13 protein-coding genes are annotated in these 13,399 nt (G+C 71.2%); 3 read left to right on the top strand and 10 right to left on the bottom strand.

Annotation, left to right across the window (positions count from 1 at the left end):
- The 3 genes from JCO01S_RS14310 to JCO01S_RS14300 all read right to left on the bottom strand — a co-directional run.
- A partial coding sequence (locus tag JCO01S_RS14310) for an Rv3654c family TadE-like protein (RefSeq protein WP_068257214.1) occupies nt 1-352 on the bottom strand: 352 nt, incomplete at its 3' end.
- The gene (locus JCO01S_RS14305; protein ID WP_068257211.1) at nt 339-671 is read right to left on the bottom strand and encodes a TadE family type IV pilus minor pilin; all 333 of its coding nucleotides are present in this window, start codon (nt 669-671) and stop codon (nt 339-341) included. The genes JCO01S_RS14305 and JCO01S_RS14310, both read right to left, overlap by 14 nt.
- A gap of 19 nt (nt 672-690) precedes the next feature.
- Nucleotides 691-882, bottom strand: a complete 192-nt coding sequence (locus JCO01S_RS14300; RefSeq protein WP_068257207.1) for a DUF4244 domain-containing protein — start codon at nt 880-882, stop codon at nt 691-693.
- Nucleotides 883-1,089: 207 nt separating this feature from the next.
- On the opposite strand from JCO01S_RS14300, the gene JCO01S_RS14295 reads away from it, so the two are divergent.
- Nucleotides 1,090-2,535 carry an alanine/glycine:cation symporter family protein gene (locus JCO01S_RS14295; RefSeq protein ID WP_068257205.1) on the top strand — a complete coding sequence of 482 codons (1,446 nt, stop codon included), beginning with the start codon at nt 1,090-1,092 and terminating at the stop codon, nt 2,533-2,535.
- Between the two features lie 6 nt (nt 2,536-2,541).
- Here the strand turns inward: JCO01S_RS14295 and JCO01S_RS14290 are convergent, their stop codons facing one another.
- The 5 genes from JCO01S_RS14290 to JCO01S_RS14270 all read right to left on the bottom strand — a co-directional run bounded on the left by JCO01S_RS14290 (nt 2,542) and on the right by JCO01S_RS14270 (nt 6,689).
- Nucleotides 2,542-3,105, bottom strand: coding sequence for a type II secretion system F family protein (locus tag JCO01S_RS14290; RefSeq protein ID WP_068257202.1), 564 nt, complete (start codon nt 3,103-3,105; stop codon nt 2,542-2,544).
- On the bottom strand, nt 3,102-3,794 hold the full coding sequence (locus tag JCO01S_RS14285) for a type II secretion system F family protein (protein WP_068257199.1): 693 nt from the start codon (nt 3,792-3,794) through the stop codon (nt 3,102-3,104). The genes JCO01S_RS14290 and JCO01S_RS14285 overlap by 4 nt, the downstream gene beginning before the upstream one ends.
- Nucleotides 3,791-4,831, bottom strand: coding sequence for a TadA family conjugal transfer-associated ATPase (locus JCO01S_RS14280; RefSeq protein WP_068257196.1), 1,041 nt, complete (start codon nt 4,829-4,831; stop codon nt 3,791-3,793). The genes JCO01S_RS14285 and JCO01S_RS14280 overlap by 4 nt, the downstream gene beginning before the upstream one ends.
- Nucleotides 4,828-5,571, bottom strand: coding sequence for a CpaE-like family protein (locus JCO01S_RS14275; protein WP_068257193.1), 744 nt, complete (start codon nt 5,569-5,571; stop codon nt 4,828-4,830). The genes JCO01S_RS14280 and JCO01S_RS14275 overlap by 4 nt, the downstream gene beginning before the upstream one ends.
- Before the next feature lie 263 nt (nt 5,572-5,834).
- Nucleotides 5,835-6,689, bottom strand: a complete 855-nt coding sequence (locus JCO01S_RS14270) for a Fic family protein (RefSeq protein WP_068257190.1) — start codon at nt 6,687-6,689, stop codon at nt 5,835-5,837.
- A 32-nt stretch (nt 6,690-6,721) separates the two neighbouring features.
- Between JCO01S_RS14270 and JCO01S_RS14265 the strand changes: the two genes are divergently transcribed.
- A complete protein-coding gene (locus tag JCO01S_RS14265) occupies nt 6,722-7,921 on the top strand; it encodes a sensor histidine kinase (protein ID WP_084342951.1) in 1,200 nt (399 codons plus the stop codon).
- A gap of 39 nt (nt 7,922-7,960) precedes the next feature.
- On the opposite strand, the gene JCO01S_RS14260 is transcribed toward JCO01S_RS14265, so the two are convergent.
- Entirely contained in the window at nt 7,961-8,593 is a 633-nt protein-coding gene (locus tag JCO01S_RS14260; protein ID WP_068257187.1) for a hypothetical protein, read from the bottom strand.
- A 71-nt stretch (nt 8,594-8,664) separates the two neighbouring features.
- Nucleotides 8,665-11,895 (bottom strand): PKD domain-containing protein, encoded by a 3,231-nt coding sequence (locus JCO01S_RS14255; RefSeq protein WP_169796966.1) that lies wholly within the window; start codon nt 11,893-11,895, stop codon nt 8,665-8,667.
- 311 nt (nt 11,896-12,206) lie between these two features.
- On the opposite strand from JCO01S_RS14255, the gene JCO01S_RS15550 reads away from it, so the two are divergent.
- Nucleotides 12,207-13,142, top strand: a complete 936-nt coding sequence (locus JCO01S_RS15550) for a sulfotransferase (protein WP_084342947.1) — start codon at nt 12,207-12,209, stop codon at nt 13,140-13,142.
- Nucleotides 13,143-13,399: the final 257 nt, after the last annotated feature.

Below are 13,399 nucleotides of genomic sequence, written 5' to 3'. Positions count from 1 at the left end.
GGGCCCGCCCCTCCGCGCTCTCCGGCACACCCGGCGGGCGAAGGGGGATCCCCACCGACGTCGTGACCGTCACGACCTCCCCGGCACCGACCTCGCACGTTGTCACCGTGGCCCGCTGGCGGGCGGCGATCCGCTCCGCCTCCCGGCAGGCCGCCCCCGGGTCGCCCTGCTCCTGCAGGTGACCGGCGCCCGCGAGCGCAGCGAGGTCCGCTGAGGCGCGGGCGACGTGGAGCGAGCGCAGCGCGCCGAGGACGACGAGTGCGGCGAGGGTGACGGTGAGCAGCACGGCGATGATGCCGGCGGCCAGGACGGTCGCCGATCCGCGGTCCCCGCGCGGGTCAGGAGCTGTCATCGGTGACCTCCACCCGGGCCGTCGCCGAGCAGGCCGTCTCCCCCGCGACGAAGGAGAGCCCGGCAGGTGGCGGGGCACTGACGTCGACGGTGACGTCGTCACCGGAGCGGGAGACCTGCACCTGCGCGCCGTCGGGGGCGCTGCGCCGGGCATCGGCGAGGGCTCCCCCTTCGGCCTCGCCCCGCGCGAGCTCGCGGACCGCGACCCGGGCTGCGTCGACGCACTGCACCTGGTCCACGCCCCACGACAGGGCGGAGAGGCAGACCACCAGGACGAACACGATCGCGGGGAGGGTCAGGGCCAGCTCGGCCGTGACCATCCCCGCGTCGCCGCCGGCCCTAGCGGATGCCGAGGGCCTCGAGGATGACACCGCTCAACCCCGACTCGACCTCGCCGGACTTCACGACCGCCAGCAGGACGATCGCGAAGGTGCACGCAGCCAGCGTGCCGACGGCGTACTCGGCGGTGGTCATCCCGGCCTCGCAGGCCAGGCGGACCCGGACCCACCTTCGTGACAACGACTGCCTCATGACGGGCTCCTCCCTCTCGGCGGCACCCGGTGTGCCGCGCTGGGATCCACCCTTCGCCGTGGGGTCGACCCGCGCACCCGGTCTCCCACCGCTGTGCACAACCGCTCCCCCGACCAACCTGTTGTGGATCTCTTCCTCGCGACAGGTTGCAGGGCGCCGAGTCCCTGTTCCCGGCCGCGGGGGCCGCGGTGTGCATATGGTGTTCCGATGGACACGCTGGTCGACGCCGTCGTCGGGATCAACGACACGTACTGGTACCTGGTCATCGCGCTGCTCGTCATCGCGGGAGTGACCTTCTCGATCTGGTCGCTGCTGGTCCAGGTCCGCTTCATCCCGGAGATGTTCCGGACGATCACGGAGAAGCCGTCGGGGGCGAAGGACGACGACAGCATCTCCGCCTTCCGCGCCTTCACGATCTCGGCCGCCTCCCGGGTGGGGACGGGCAACGTCGCCGGCGTCGCGGTCGCGATCGCCCTCGGTGGGCCGGGCGCGGTCTTCTGGATGTGGATGCTGGCGCTCGTCGGGGGCGCCACCGCCTTCGTGGAGTCGACCCTCGCCCAGCTGTACAAGGTGCGTGGCGGGGACAGCTTCGTCGGCGGGCCCGCCTACTACATCCGCGACGGCCTGCGGCTGCCCTGGCTCGCGGGCATCTTCGCGGTGATCATCACCCTCACCTACGGCTTCGTCTTCAACTCGGTGCAGGCGAACTCGATCTCCGCATCGGTCCAGGCCAACCTCGGCGGCGACAGCACGCTCGTCGCGTGGATCGTCGGCATCGTGCTGGCCGTCATCACGGCCATCGTCATCTTCGGCGGGGTCCAGCGGCTGTCCGCGGTGACCGAGGTCATCGTCCCGCTCATGGCCGTCGCCTACGTCGCGGTCGCGATCATCGTCCTGGCCCTGAACATCGACCAGGTCCCCGGCATGATCGGCCTGATCATCGAGCACGCCCTCGGCATCCGCGAGGTCACCGGCGCCGCCTTCGGCGCGGCGCTGATGCAGGGCATGCGGCGCGGTCTCTTCTCCAACGAGGCCGGTATGGGTTCGGTGCCCAACGCCGCCGCCACCGCCTCGGTCTCCCACCCCGTCAAGCAGGGGCTGGTGCAGGCGCTCGGCGTCTACTTCGACACCATCCTCGTCTGCTCCGCGACGGCCTTCATCATCCTGCTCAGCGACCCGCAGTTCGGCGTCGACAGCCCGGAGGGCATCGGGCTGACCCAGAGCGCGCTGCAGGGACAGGTCGGCCAGTGGGCCGGCCCCTTCCTCTCGATCGTCATCTTCTTCCTCGCCTGGTCCTCGGTGCTCGGCAACACCTACTACGGCGAGGCGAACATCCGCTTCCTCAGCCGCTCGAAGGGGGCCATCACCGGCTTCCGCGCCGCCGTCCTGCTGTGCGTCCTCGGCGGCTCCCTCGGCTCGGTCGCCCTCGTCTGGAGCCTCGCCGACCTCTTCATGGGCTTCATGGCGACGATCAACCTCATCGCCATCCTCCCGCTCGGCGGCCTGGCCATGGCACTGCTGAAGGACTACAGCCAGCAGAAGGCCGAGGGGAAGAACCCGGTCTTCCGCCGCAGCAGCCTGCCGCAGGCGCGCGGGGTCTCGCTGTGGGACGACGAGGAGGCCGAGTCCTGGCAGGAGCCGGCCAACCGGTAGCGGGTGTCATCCCAGCCGGGTCCCGACGAGCACGACGACGAGCGGGACCACGGCCGTGGCGATGAAGGCCGGCAGGAAGCACAGGCCGAGCGGGAGGACGAGCATGACCGCAGCCCGCCCACCAGCCTCCTCCAGGCGCCTCGACTCCGTCTCGCGAAGTGCTTCACCGGCCTCGAGCAGCACCGACGCCGAAGGCGCCCCGACCTCCTGGGAGATGACGAAGGCCGTGGCCGTCGACCCCCACAGCGGGCGGGCGTAGGCCCATGCCTCCGTCATCGAGCGACCCCAACGAAGGGCGGTGGCCACCCGCACGAGGTCGGTCCGGGGCGCCGGCGGGCTGACCTCGGCGACGTCGTCGAGGGACTCGACGAGGCCACGCCCGGAGCGCAGCGCGAGCGCGAGCAGCATCGTCGCGTCGGCCACCTCCTCCACGGTGAGGGGCGGTGGGTCCTCGGCGGTCGTCTCCGGCCCCGAGACGTCGGGCGGGGCCGCGTCGGGCAGGGCGGCCACCCTGCGAGCCGGCCACAGCACCACCGCCGCGAGGAGCAGCACGACGACGGTGGCGCTCACGGGTGCTGCTCCGGGGCGGCGGCGCGGCGCAGCACCCAGTGGCAGACGAGCCAGCCCACGCCGGTGAGCAGCAGCCCGAGCCCGGCGCTGGCCAGGGTCAGCGCGCTGTGGCCGTACACCTCCCACGGGGTCAGCCCGAAGGCGGTACCGGTGAGCAGTCCTGCGAGCGGCAGCAGTGTCAGCATGCGCATCGTCGCCCGGGCCCCGGCCGTGGCGGCGTCGAGCCGCTGCTGCCCCCGCACCCGAGCCCGCAGCACCTGGGCGCTCGTGCTCATCGACGGCGCGAGCGGGACGCCGAGGTCGTCGCTCAGCTGCCAGGCGCTGGCCAGCGGCCCCAGCTCGGGCCGGGCGCGGGCCCGTCGCCGCCAGACGCGACCGACGTCGTCGCCGGTGGCCAGGTGCTCGCCGACGTCCCGGAGGACCTCCGCCCAGGGCTCGCGGGCGCGGCCGGCCACGACCCGCACCGCCGTAACCGGGGTCGCTCCCGAGCGCAGTGACATGGCCAGCAGCTCGGCGACCTCCGCGAGGCCCTCGAGGTCCGCAGGGTCCGCGGACCGCCGTGGCCACCACCTGCTCGCCGCCGCTCCCCGTCGGCCCACCGTGTCGACACCCACCGCAGCGGGCGCGACCCGGGCACCCGGCCACAGCGCGACGGTGACGAGCAGGAGCACGACGACGGTGACGGTCATACCGGGCTCCCGTCCAGGCGGGTGATCGACTCGACCATCCGGCGTCCGCCCTCCCGGCGCAGGTGGACCACGACCTCGAGTGCGCTGGCCACCTGCGCGCGCACGGCGTCGCGGCTCATCCCGGCGAGCGCACCCAACGCCTCCAGCCGGCTCGGCACGTCCTCCGCCCGGTTGGCGTGGAGGGTGCCGCAGCCCCCTTCGTGCCCGGTGTTGAGGGCCAGCAGCAGGTCGCGGACCTCGGCCCCGCGGACCTCGCCGACGACGAGTCGGTCGGGCCTCATCCGCAGCGCCTGCCGGACGAGGTCGACCATCGTGACCTCGCCGGCCCCCTCGGTGTTGGCCGAGCGTGCCTGCAGCCGCACGACGTGCGGATGGTCGACGAGGATCTCCCCCACGTCCTCGACGACGACGAGGCGCTCGGCAGGCGGCACCTGGGCGAGCAGCGCGGCGAGGAGGGTCGTCTTGCCGGTACCGGTGCCGCCGGTCACGATGTGTGCGCGCCGGCTCGCGACGAGCTCCCGCAGCTGATCGGCCTGCCCCGGCGTGGCCATCCCCAGCTCGACGAGCTGGTCCAGCCCCCTCCCCTGGTGGCGGGGGATGCGCAGGCTCACGTGGGGACCCTCGGCGACCAGCGGGGGCAGCACCGCGTGCAACCGCACGCCGGAGGGAAGCAGCCCGTCGACCCACGGCTGGGCGTCGTCCAGTCGGCGACCGGCCGAGGCCGCGAGGCGGGTGGCCAGGCGCCGCACCGCTCCCGGGTCGCCGACGACCACGTCCTCGCGGGTCACCCCTCCGCCGCGGTCGACCCAGACCGAGCCGTCCCCGTTGACGAGCACGTCGGTGACGGCCGGGTCCTCCAGCAGCGGCTCCAGGGGCCCCAGACCCAGCAGTCCGGCCCGCAGCTCGCCGGAGCGACGCCGCCGCCCGTCCTCGCCGAGCCGGACCCGTTCGGCCCCGGCGATCTGGGCGATGGCCCGCTCGTCGGGGGCGCGGCCGGCCTGCACCTGCGCGTCGATCGCGCTCGACCACCGCATCATCCGACCTCCGTACCGGGCACCGCGTGCGCCAGCGCGTCGGGCACGTCCCGATCCGTCGCGGCCGATCGCCGCGCCAGGGCGCGGGCGAGCTGCCGGGCGGTCTGACCGACCGACCCGCGCACGCGTGGTGCACGCCCACCGGCCTCGTCCCGGACGACGGCCGGGTCGTCCGCGAGGTGGGCGACGTGCTGCAGCGCCAGGTGCTCCCCCACCCGGGCGCCGACCCCCTCTGACCGCCGGGGGCCACGGGTGACCAGGAGGGTCCGCCCCCGGGCCCCGCCCAACGCCGAGCCGAGGGTCTGGGCATCCCGCAGCCACCGGGGTCGCAGCCCGACGAGGAGGACGACGGAGTCGGCGAGCCCGAGCCAGGGCGGCTCGGCCACCCGGCCCGCGGGCAGGTCCGCGACGACCGGCCCCTCCCGGGCCAGCGCCCGGACGACGTCGGAGATCGTGCGAGCCCCCGGCCTCGGCCCCCGCGCCGCGAGCACCGGGACCGGCCCCATCGGCAGCGCTGCGCGCAGCGCGCTGCCGTCGGCCTCCCCCTCGTGCTCGGCGAGGTCGCCCCACCGCAGCCCCTCGGCATGCTCCGCTGCGAGCGTGACGTCGAGACCACCGGACCCGAAGTCCGCGTCCACGAGCACGCCCGGGGCGCCCCCGGAGAGCACCGTCGCGGTGGCCACGGCGAGGGTGGAGGCGCCCAGTCCACCGGAGGCGCCGGCGATGAGGATGACGGGATGCATGACCCGAGACTGCCGGTGGCCAGGCCCCCTTCGCCGCGGCCGAAGCGAGGCTGTGGACGGCCGTGCGGACTGCTCGCCCGGTGTGGACAAACCCCCTTTGGGCAAAGAGACGGCCCCGGCGGGGGAGCACCGGGGCCGTCGACGCTCGGACTCCGGGGGAGGGAGCCTCACGCCATCCGCTCGACCCTTCCGGGGAGCGGTGACACCAGTCTAGACGTCATGTGCATGAGCGCAATTCGTCACGTCCGGCGGTGTCCTGTCGACTATCCGAGGCGTCCGGCACGCACCGAGTCGGCGACCCGCCACCCTTCCTCGGCGCCGGCGATGACGGAGTTCGCACAGTGGCTCAGCCACAGCTTCACGCCCTCGGGACCACCGAGGACGTAGCCGTTGAGCGAACCGAGGTAGGCCGGTCCCCCTTCGTGCCCGTGCCCCGCCTCCGGCACGGCGACACCGGTCGGCTCCAGGCCGGTCTCGGCGATGAGGGCGCGCTCCACGGCGCGGGCGACGAGGCCGTTGCCGATCGTGAAGGGACGCACCGCGGCGATCTCCGCATGCACGATCGAGGCCACGACGAAGGCCGGTACCTCGCTGGCCAGCTGCATCATGTCGATGATCCCGGCCAGCCGCTCCTTCAGCTGCAGCCCGGCCGGCGCCGGACCGAAGTCCGCGAACTCCTCGCAGCCCTCCCCGTCACGTCGCGGTCGCCCGAGCTGGTCGTGGTCCTCGACGAGGTCGGCGGCGGCCGCCGTGTGCAGCCGGGCCAGCGCCTGCCCCGGCGCCCGGGTGACGAGCGCGCCGAGGTGCTCGGTCTCGGCCGTTGCGGAGATCGCCCCGTGGATCACCCGCTCGGCCGGGTCCGGGTCGGCGCTGCGCTCCTGGGCCCCGCGCATGAGGTCACGCACGATCGTCGCCGTGGATCGGGCACCGTCCAGCTCCGCGCTCGCCCACGCGCCCCGCACCCGCGACTCCGCCGCGGCCTCCGGTATACGCCGCCGCAGCGCCTCGTGCCACCGCAGCTGGGTGCACACCTCGCGGACGCGGTCGGAGGCCTCGCTCACCTCCGGGAACTGCGAGAGGCTGGTCAGGGCGTTGACGATGCGGTCTGTCTCAGGCACCTGACCAGCCTAGGTCGCACTAGGGTCCTCCCATGGACGTCGGCCCGACCCTGACCACCGTGATGCTGGTCTCGATCGTGCTGCTCGTCCTGGTCGTCCTCGGCCTCCTCCTGCACCGCCGCCGCTCCCGCCGAGGCTTCCTCTCGGTCACCGACCAGGCCACCTACGAGACCCTGCACACCGCCTCGGTGGCGGCACGCCACTTCGCGGACGGCTTCACCGACAACGGGTGCGAGCGCGCGGCCCCCTACCTGCAGGCGATGCTCGCCACCCCGGCCCTGGCCATCTGCGACACCGGCAGCGTCATCGTCTGGGAGGGCGAAGGGGGCCACCACCTGCCGAGCGTCATGGACCAGGCCGAGCCGGTGCTCACCTCCGGACACACCCTCGTCCTCGGCCCGGACACGGTCACCTGCACCTCGACCGAGTGCCCCGTGCGGGCGGCGGTCATCGCCCCGATCTGCGTCGAGGGGCGCGTCCTCGGGGCCCTCGCCGCGTACGGCCCTTCCGTGACCCCCGGCCTGGCCCGCGCCGTCGAGGAGCTCGCCGGCTGGGTGACCACCCAGGTCGAGCTCGTCGAGCTCTCCCACGAGCGCACCCGGGCGATGGAGGCCGAGCTGCGGGCGCTGCGGGCCCAGATCTCGCCACACTTCATCTACAACAGTCTCGCGGCGATCGCCTCCTTCGTGCGGACCGACCCGGAGAGGGCCAGGGAGCTGCTGCTGGAGTTCGCCGACTTCACCCGGTACGCGCTGAGGCGGGAGGACGCCTTCACGACGATGAGCGAGGAGCTGCACAACGTCGAGCGCTACCTCGTGCTCGAGCAGGCACGCTTCGGCGAACGCCTCGGGATCACGCTGAAGATCGCCCCAGAGGTGCTGCCCGTGCGCCTCCCCTACCTGACGATCCAGCCCTTGGTGGAGAACGCCGTCCGCCACGGCCTCGCCCCCAAGGAGGGCCCCGGCACCGTCACCCTCGTGGCCATCGACCACGGTACGGAGGCCGAGTTCGCGGTGGACGACGACGGTGTGGGCGCACATCCTGAGTCCATCCGCAAGATCCTCGACGGGCAGACCCGCAGCGACTCGATCGGCCTGGGCAACGTGGACGCCCGGCTGCGCCAGGTCTACGGCGAGGAGCGCGGGCTCGTCGTGGACACCGCCCCCGGGGCCGGCATGCGGGTCTCCTTCCGGGTGCCCAAGTACTCGCCCGCACTCGAGGAGCCTGCCTAGGATCCGCTGAGACGGCCGCGGGTCGCCGGGTGCAGCGCCCTAGGTGCCGCAGCCACGTTCCACCTCCGGATCCGCTGGGAGCCGATCGATCGCCGCGGACGCCGCATCCAGCTGCTCCTGCGCTCCGGCGGGGTCGCCCGACTCCCGCAACGCCAGGGCGAGGTCCCACGAGGCATACACGTCTCGGGCCGTGTCGATGTCGTCAGCTGCCGTGGGGAAGTCCCAGGTGAGGCCCTCCCACACATCCAGGAGGTCTCCGAGGGAAATGAGCGCCAGACGCAGGTTGGAGTCGTCGACCCCGTTGTGGCCGGCGATGTGCTTCTCGAGGACTTCGAGGTGCCCCCGGGTCAGGTTGCACAGCGTGGCGGTCACCTGCTGGCCCGGGGCGATGTCGTCGGAGTAGATCTTCGGGATCTGCTTGTCGGAGAGGTCGGCCTCGGGACGGGGTTCGAGCGTGGGCTTCGCGGCTGACGACTTCCCCGCCGACCGCTCGGAGACCTTTGCCGACGAGGTCGGCGAGGAGGTCCTGCTCTGGCCCCCGTCCTTGGTGGGGCCGCTCGACGATCCGTGCGTCCGGGCCGAGTCCGCGGCACTCTCGCTCGTGCTCGCCCCACTGGGCGCGGCGGGACCGGGCTGCGCGCAGCCGGAGAGGATCGTCACCACTGCCGCCACGACGACGACTCCTGCACGCGTCCAGCCCGCAGTGGACCCCTTTCGTCCCCGCACTGACTGCTCTGCCCGGCTCATGGCGTGAGCACCACGGTCATGGATGCTGCCCGGGACGTGGGGGCATTGGTTTCGGCGGTGAGCCCCCCGTACGTGCCGGCTGGGGCCGGTTCAGCAACCAGGAGAGAGCTGACACGCCCACCACCCGAACCGACCTGGGTCGACAACACCGACGGGCCGTCCGGAGCCGTCCACTCGGTGGTGGTACCGCCACGGTCGGACCAGTACGTCAACCCCATCCGGTCCGCACCATTGACCTGCACCGTCGGAGACGTGTGGCTGGCCGTGTTGCGCACCGTCTTCGCCGCCAGGACCTCGACCGGGTCGTCTCCGGTACCGCGGTAGGCCACGACAGTCAGATCCCACTTGACCCGGTTGCCGCTGGAGACCGTGAGCGTCTTGCCGGCCTCGCTCCCGTCCGCGACGTGGGAGTACAACCGCACGGCCATGGGCGAAAGGAAGGTCTCCTCCTCCAGGGTCCAATCACCCACCCCACTCGGCCCGGACACCGCCTCATCACGGCTAGCCGTCAAGAACGCCAAAACGGTGTCCCCTTCCCGAAGACCATCCGGGATCGGCACCTCGACCCTCGAGGAATGGGCCTGGCCGGCGCTGACGCCCACCAGCTCGGGCTGCCCCTCAGCCGTGCCCTGCTCGACCTGCACCTCGGACACAGCACGAGCCGTGGCCCCCCGATCATCCGTCACGGTCAACGTGACGGAGTAATCACCCGCCGCGTCATACCTGTGCTCCACTTCCGCGCCATTGGCGGTGCCCCCGTCCCCGAAGTCCCACTCATACGACGCAATCGACCCATCAGGATCCTGAGACCCGGCACCGTCGAAGGAACACTCCAGCTGAGTGCACGAGATGTCCAACGCCGCGTGGGGAGCCTGGTTGTCCTGGGCGACCGTGACCTCGCGCGTCGTGGTGTCGGTGGCCCCCCGGTCGTCGGTGACGGTCAGAGTGACGGAGTAGTCACCCGCAGCGTCATACGTGTGCTCCACGCTGGCCCCACTGGCCGTGTCCCCGTCCCCGAAGTCCCACTCGTACGAGGCAATCGACCCATCAGGGTCCTGGGACCCGGCTCCGTCAAAGGCACACTTCAGCCCATCACAGTCGGAGTCCAGCTTCGCCACCGGTGGCTCGTTCGCGCCGGCAGGAGGGGGCCCGTCGGCCAGGAAGAGTGCCCTGGATCGCCAGTCCATGTCATCGACCCCCGGACCGCTCACGACCTTCGCCGTGCCTCGTGGCCCGTCACCATCCCAGCCGATGCGGGAGAGCTCCCCGGTCGAGGTGTTGGTGAAGTAGAGGTGTTCACCGGAGTCGTCGAAGAACAACTCGCCGACGTTCGGCTCGTTGAATCCGGCGACGGTACGGGTGGTCTCTCGCAGAATGCCGCTGTCGGCGAGGAATCCCCGGGCATAGAGCGAGTTGGAGCCGGCGCGGGTGTAGTACATCTCATGGCCGAGGTAGGCCAGTCCTCGGATCGAGGAGATCTGCCCGTAGAAGGACGGTTGGACACCGCCGTACGTGGTACTTCCCGATCCGGTGGGGAAGTCCTTCCAATACGGATCCCGGTACGGATCGATGATCTCGTCGGGGCCGAACTGCTCGCCGTCGAAGCTGCGGCGGTGGAAGACGGCGTCGCTGGTCGTGTAGAACAGTTCGCCATCGATCATCTCCGCACCGCGGACCGATCCCCAGTCGATGTCGCCGTCGGGAGCCTCTTCGGATGGGGTCTGCACCGCGCCACCGGTGAACCACACGCGCCCGAGCCCCGAGTGTGCCGGTTCGCCACCCGCGCCCCGGCCGGAGCCGGCGAAGTAGGCGTTGGACGGCAGGCCACCGGTGTCACCGTCCCCCAGCTTGTAGCCGCCCTGACGCGGGAAGAACGCCAGACGTGCCCGCCGGTAGTCGAACTTCCCGACCCACAGCCCGTCCGATCCCATCCACAGACCGCCGTCCGTGACGGTGAACTCCTCGGCGCCGACACCACGTGGGTGACGTCCCGGATTCCACGCCAGGGGGATGCCACTCGCGGCGTCATACCCGGTCAGTCCGGGACGTGGGACCGAACCCGGGTTGGCGAAGTCACGCCCGTTGAGATTGTTGGCCCACCGCTGGTGGCCACCGGCGTAGACGGCGGTGCCACTCGTCGTGACGCCCAGGAGGGAGTCTCCCCCGCTCTCGTCGACCCAAGCGGGCTGGACGTCGTCGCCGGAGGCGTCGATGTCCCATCGTGCCGCCGCATCGCACAACGTCCCACGGTTCCCGCCACCCGTCGTGGACACGACGAAGTAGTCGCCGTCCGGGGATGCTGCCAAGTCGCGCATGTACGTGTCGAAGGCCCATGAGTAGCAAGCCGGCTCGTACCGTCTGGTCCGCCAGTCCGGGCGCACTTCCGCCTGTGGACCCGTGAGGTCGATCAGCGCCATCTGATCGCGTTCGAGCCCGTCCGCCTTGCGGAAGTTCCCGATCACGGCGAGGGTCGTCCCGGCCGGATCGATCGCGACCTTCGAGGAGCCGACTCCGGCCCGGGCCCCGTTCGAGCCCTGCCTCCAGTTGTGGTTCTCGGTGAGCTGCACCTGCAGGAAGTCCGACGTCGCGCCACTGTCCGCGTCGAGTGCGACCAGGCCACGGTGCTCACTGCCACCGACACGGGTGAACAGCCCGGAGACATAGAGCCGCCCGCCGGAGAGAACGAGGTCGCGCACCTGTCCATTCATCGTCGGCGGGGTGAATGACTCGACCAGGTCGCCGGTGGCGGCATCGAGCAGGAAGACCCGACCGCTCTGGCCGTTGATCCCCGGGAAGGTTCCACCGACGTAGACCGTCCCCGGCGTCGGGCCCGGAATGACCGCATTCACCTGACCGCCCGGGATGGTCGGATCGAAGCCGGAATTGAGCTCGCCGTCATCCGCGTCGAGAGCCAGCAGCCGGGAGTGGTCCCGTACCGTCCCTCCCCACGTCTGGGAGGCCTGCGTGAAGGAGCCCCCGACAACGGCCGTATCACCGGTCTCGGCGATGCCGAGAACCTTGCCGTTGAGGACCTGCGGCGTCCAGCTGGCCGGAACACTCGAGACGACTCCGTCGTGACCGGCCAGCCCCGCGGTGACGTCGCTGCCGGTAGTCCGTTGGTCCGACGTCGACACCGGGCTGGACGTCGCGGAGGGCACGCCCACCGACAGCGTCATGAGCAGCACCGTGACCGCGGACCAGAGCATGGTTCGCCGTTGAACCTTCATGTCCCCCACCCTTCTCCCCAAAGGTGCAGCGCGACATCAAGTTGCCCCGCTGGGAGCAAGTATGCCGCCTCCGTCGAAGGAGTTGTCAACAACTTCGCGAGATCCTTGTTGGTAACATCGGCCAACGCCTCACGTGACAGGGGCGGGACGTTGCGAGTGGGGGGCTGCTCATGGGTGAGGGCGACCGGATCGGTTCCCACCGGTGACGTCCGACCCATCTGGACCACGTCAGCCTCGATGCCCACACCCGGTGGGGGCCCCGTGTCGAGTGCGTGCGGTGTTTCCCACCAGCGTGAGGAGGAGACGCCTGCATGACCAACAACTGCGATCTTGAGAAGGTTCGGCCGCCGGCCATCCTGGTCACAGGAGTGCCGCGGTCAGGCACCACTTGGCTGGCGCGGCTCCTGGCCACGGCGCCCGGGACAGCCATGACCGGACGCGAGCCGATGAACCCGGGAGCCCGTCAATACTCCTTGGGCGGGACGCTCGAAGGCTGGTCTCGTCTGCAACAGCCATCGCCGAGACAGAAGCGCGCCCTCAGGTCCGCCTACCGAGGCGTGAACCCCTTCGTGTACAGCCGGTACGGCCGACGCCAGTGGGCGGCCCCTTTCTCACGGACACGGTTGATCATGAAGGATCCCTTCGCGATGTTGTCCATCTCGGCCATCCGACGCGTCACACGTGCTCGGGCGATCCTGATCTACCGGCACCCGGGCGCGGTCCTGGCAAGCTACCGTCGTATGGGCTGGGCGCCCGACCTCGACCAGATCGTTCCGATCCTGCGCCAGCACCCCGATCAGACAGGGGATCTGGACCTCGCACACATTGGGCTAGGCCGTACGAGCAGCGAGGCCGCCGAGATGGGACTCTTCTGGGCCGGTCTCCATTCCCTCGCCTTGGGCGACGTGGCCACAACCGACACGATCGTCTTGGCTCACGACGAAATCGCCGCGAAGGGGGCAGACGCGGCTCATCGTCTGTTCGATGAGCTTGGCCTTTGCTGGAACGCTTCGTCAGCCCGTGAGTTTTCAAGCGATGGACGGGGACAGGGTGGGGGGCCGACACCTGCGTCTCAATCTTCGGGCCACACGCTCCACCACTTCGACCGCGCACCGGCGGCCGTTGCCCACGCCTGGCGTGAGCAACTGACTCGTGATGAGCTCGTAGAGATCGAAGAGGTGGCTGGCCCGACACTCGCCCGATTGGACGCTGCACGCTTCCGTCTCCATGGCGAAGAGTCGCCGTAGGGACGGGCCGGATGACCCGACGCGTGCCGGTTTCGTGTGTCGGCCAAGCCAAGTCTGAAGCTCAGCCCAGTAACGTCCTGGACGCGCCGGGCGTAGCCGATGCACCCCCCGTCTGACCTGCACAGATGCGCTCCGCGCCACACAGATCCACGAAAGTGGCACGAGCCGGGTCAAGATCGTCGACGGCCAAGCCCGAAGCGACTCGATCGGTCGGGGCGCAGTTCGGCACCTTGGGTCGTGTCCCCTGCGGACCGCAC

The organism is Janibacter corallicola NBRC 107790 (assembly GCF_001570965.1).
GTDB lineage: Bacteria > Actinomycetota > Actinomycetes > Actinomycetales > Dermatophilaceae > Janibacter > Janibacter corallicola.
This window is presented reverse-complemented; position numbering and strand designations above follow the sequence as displayed.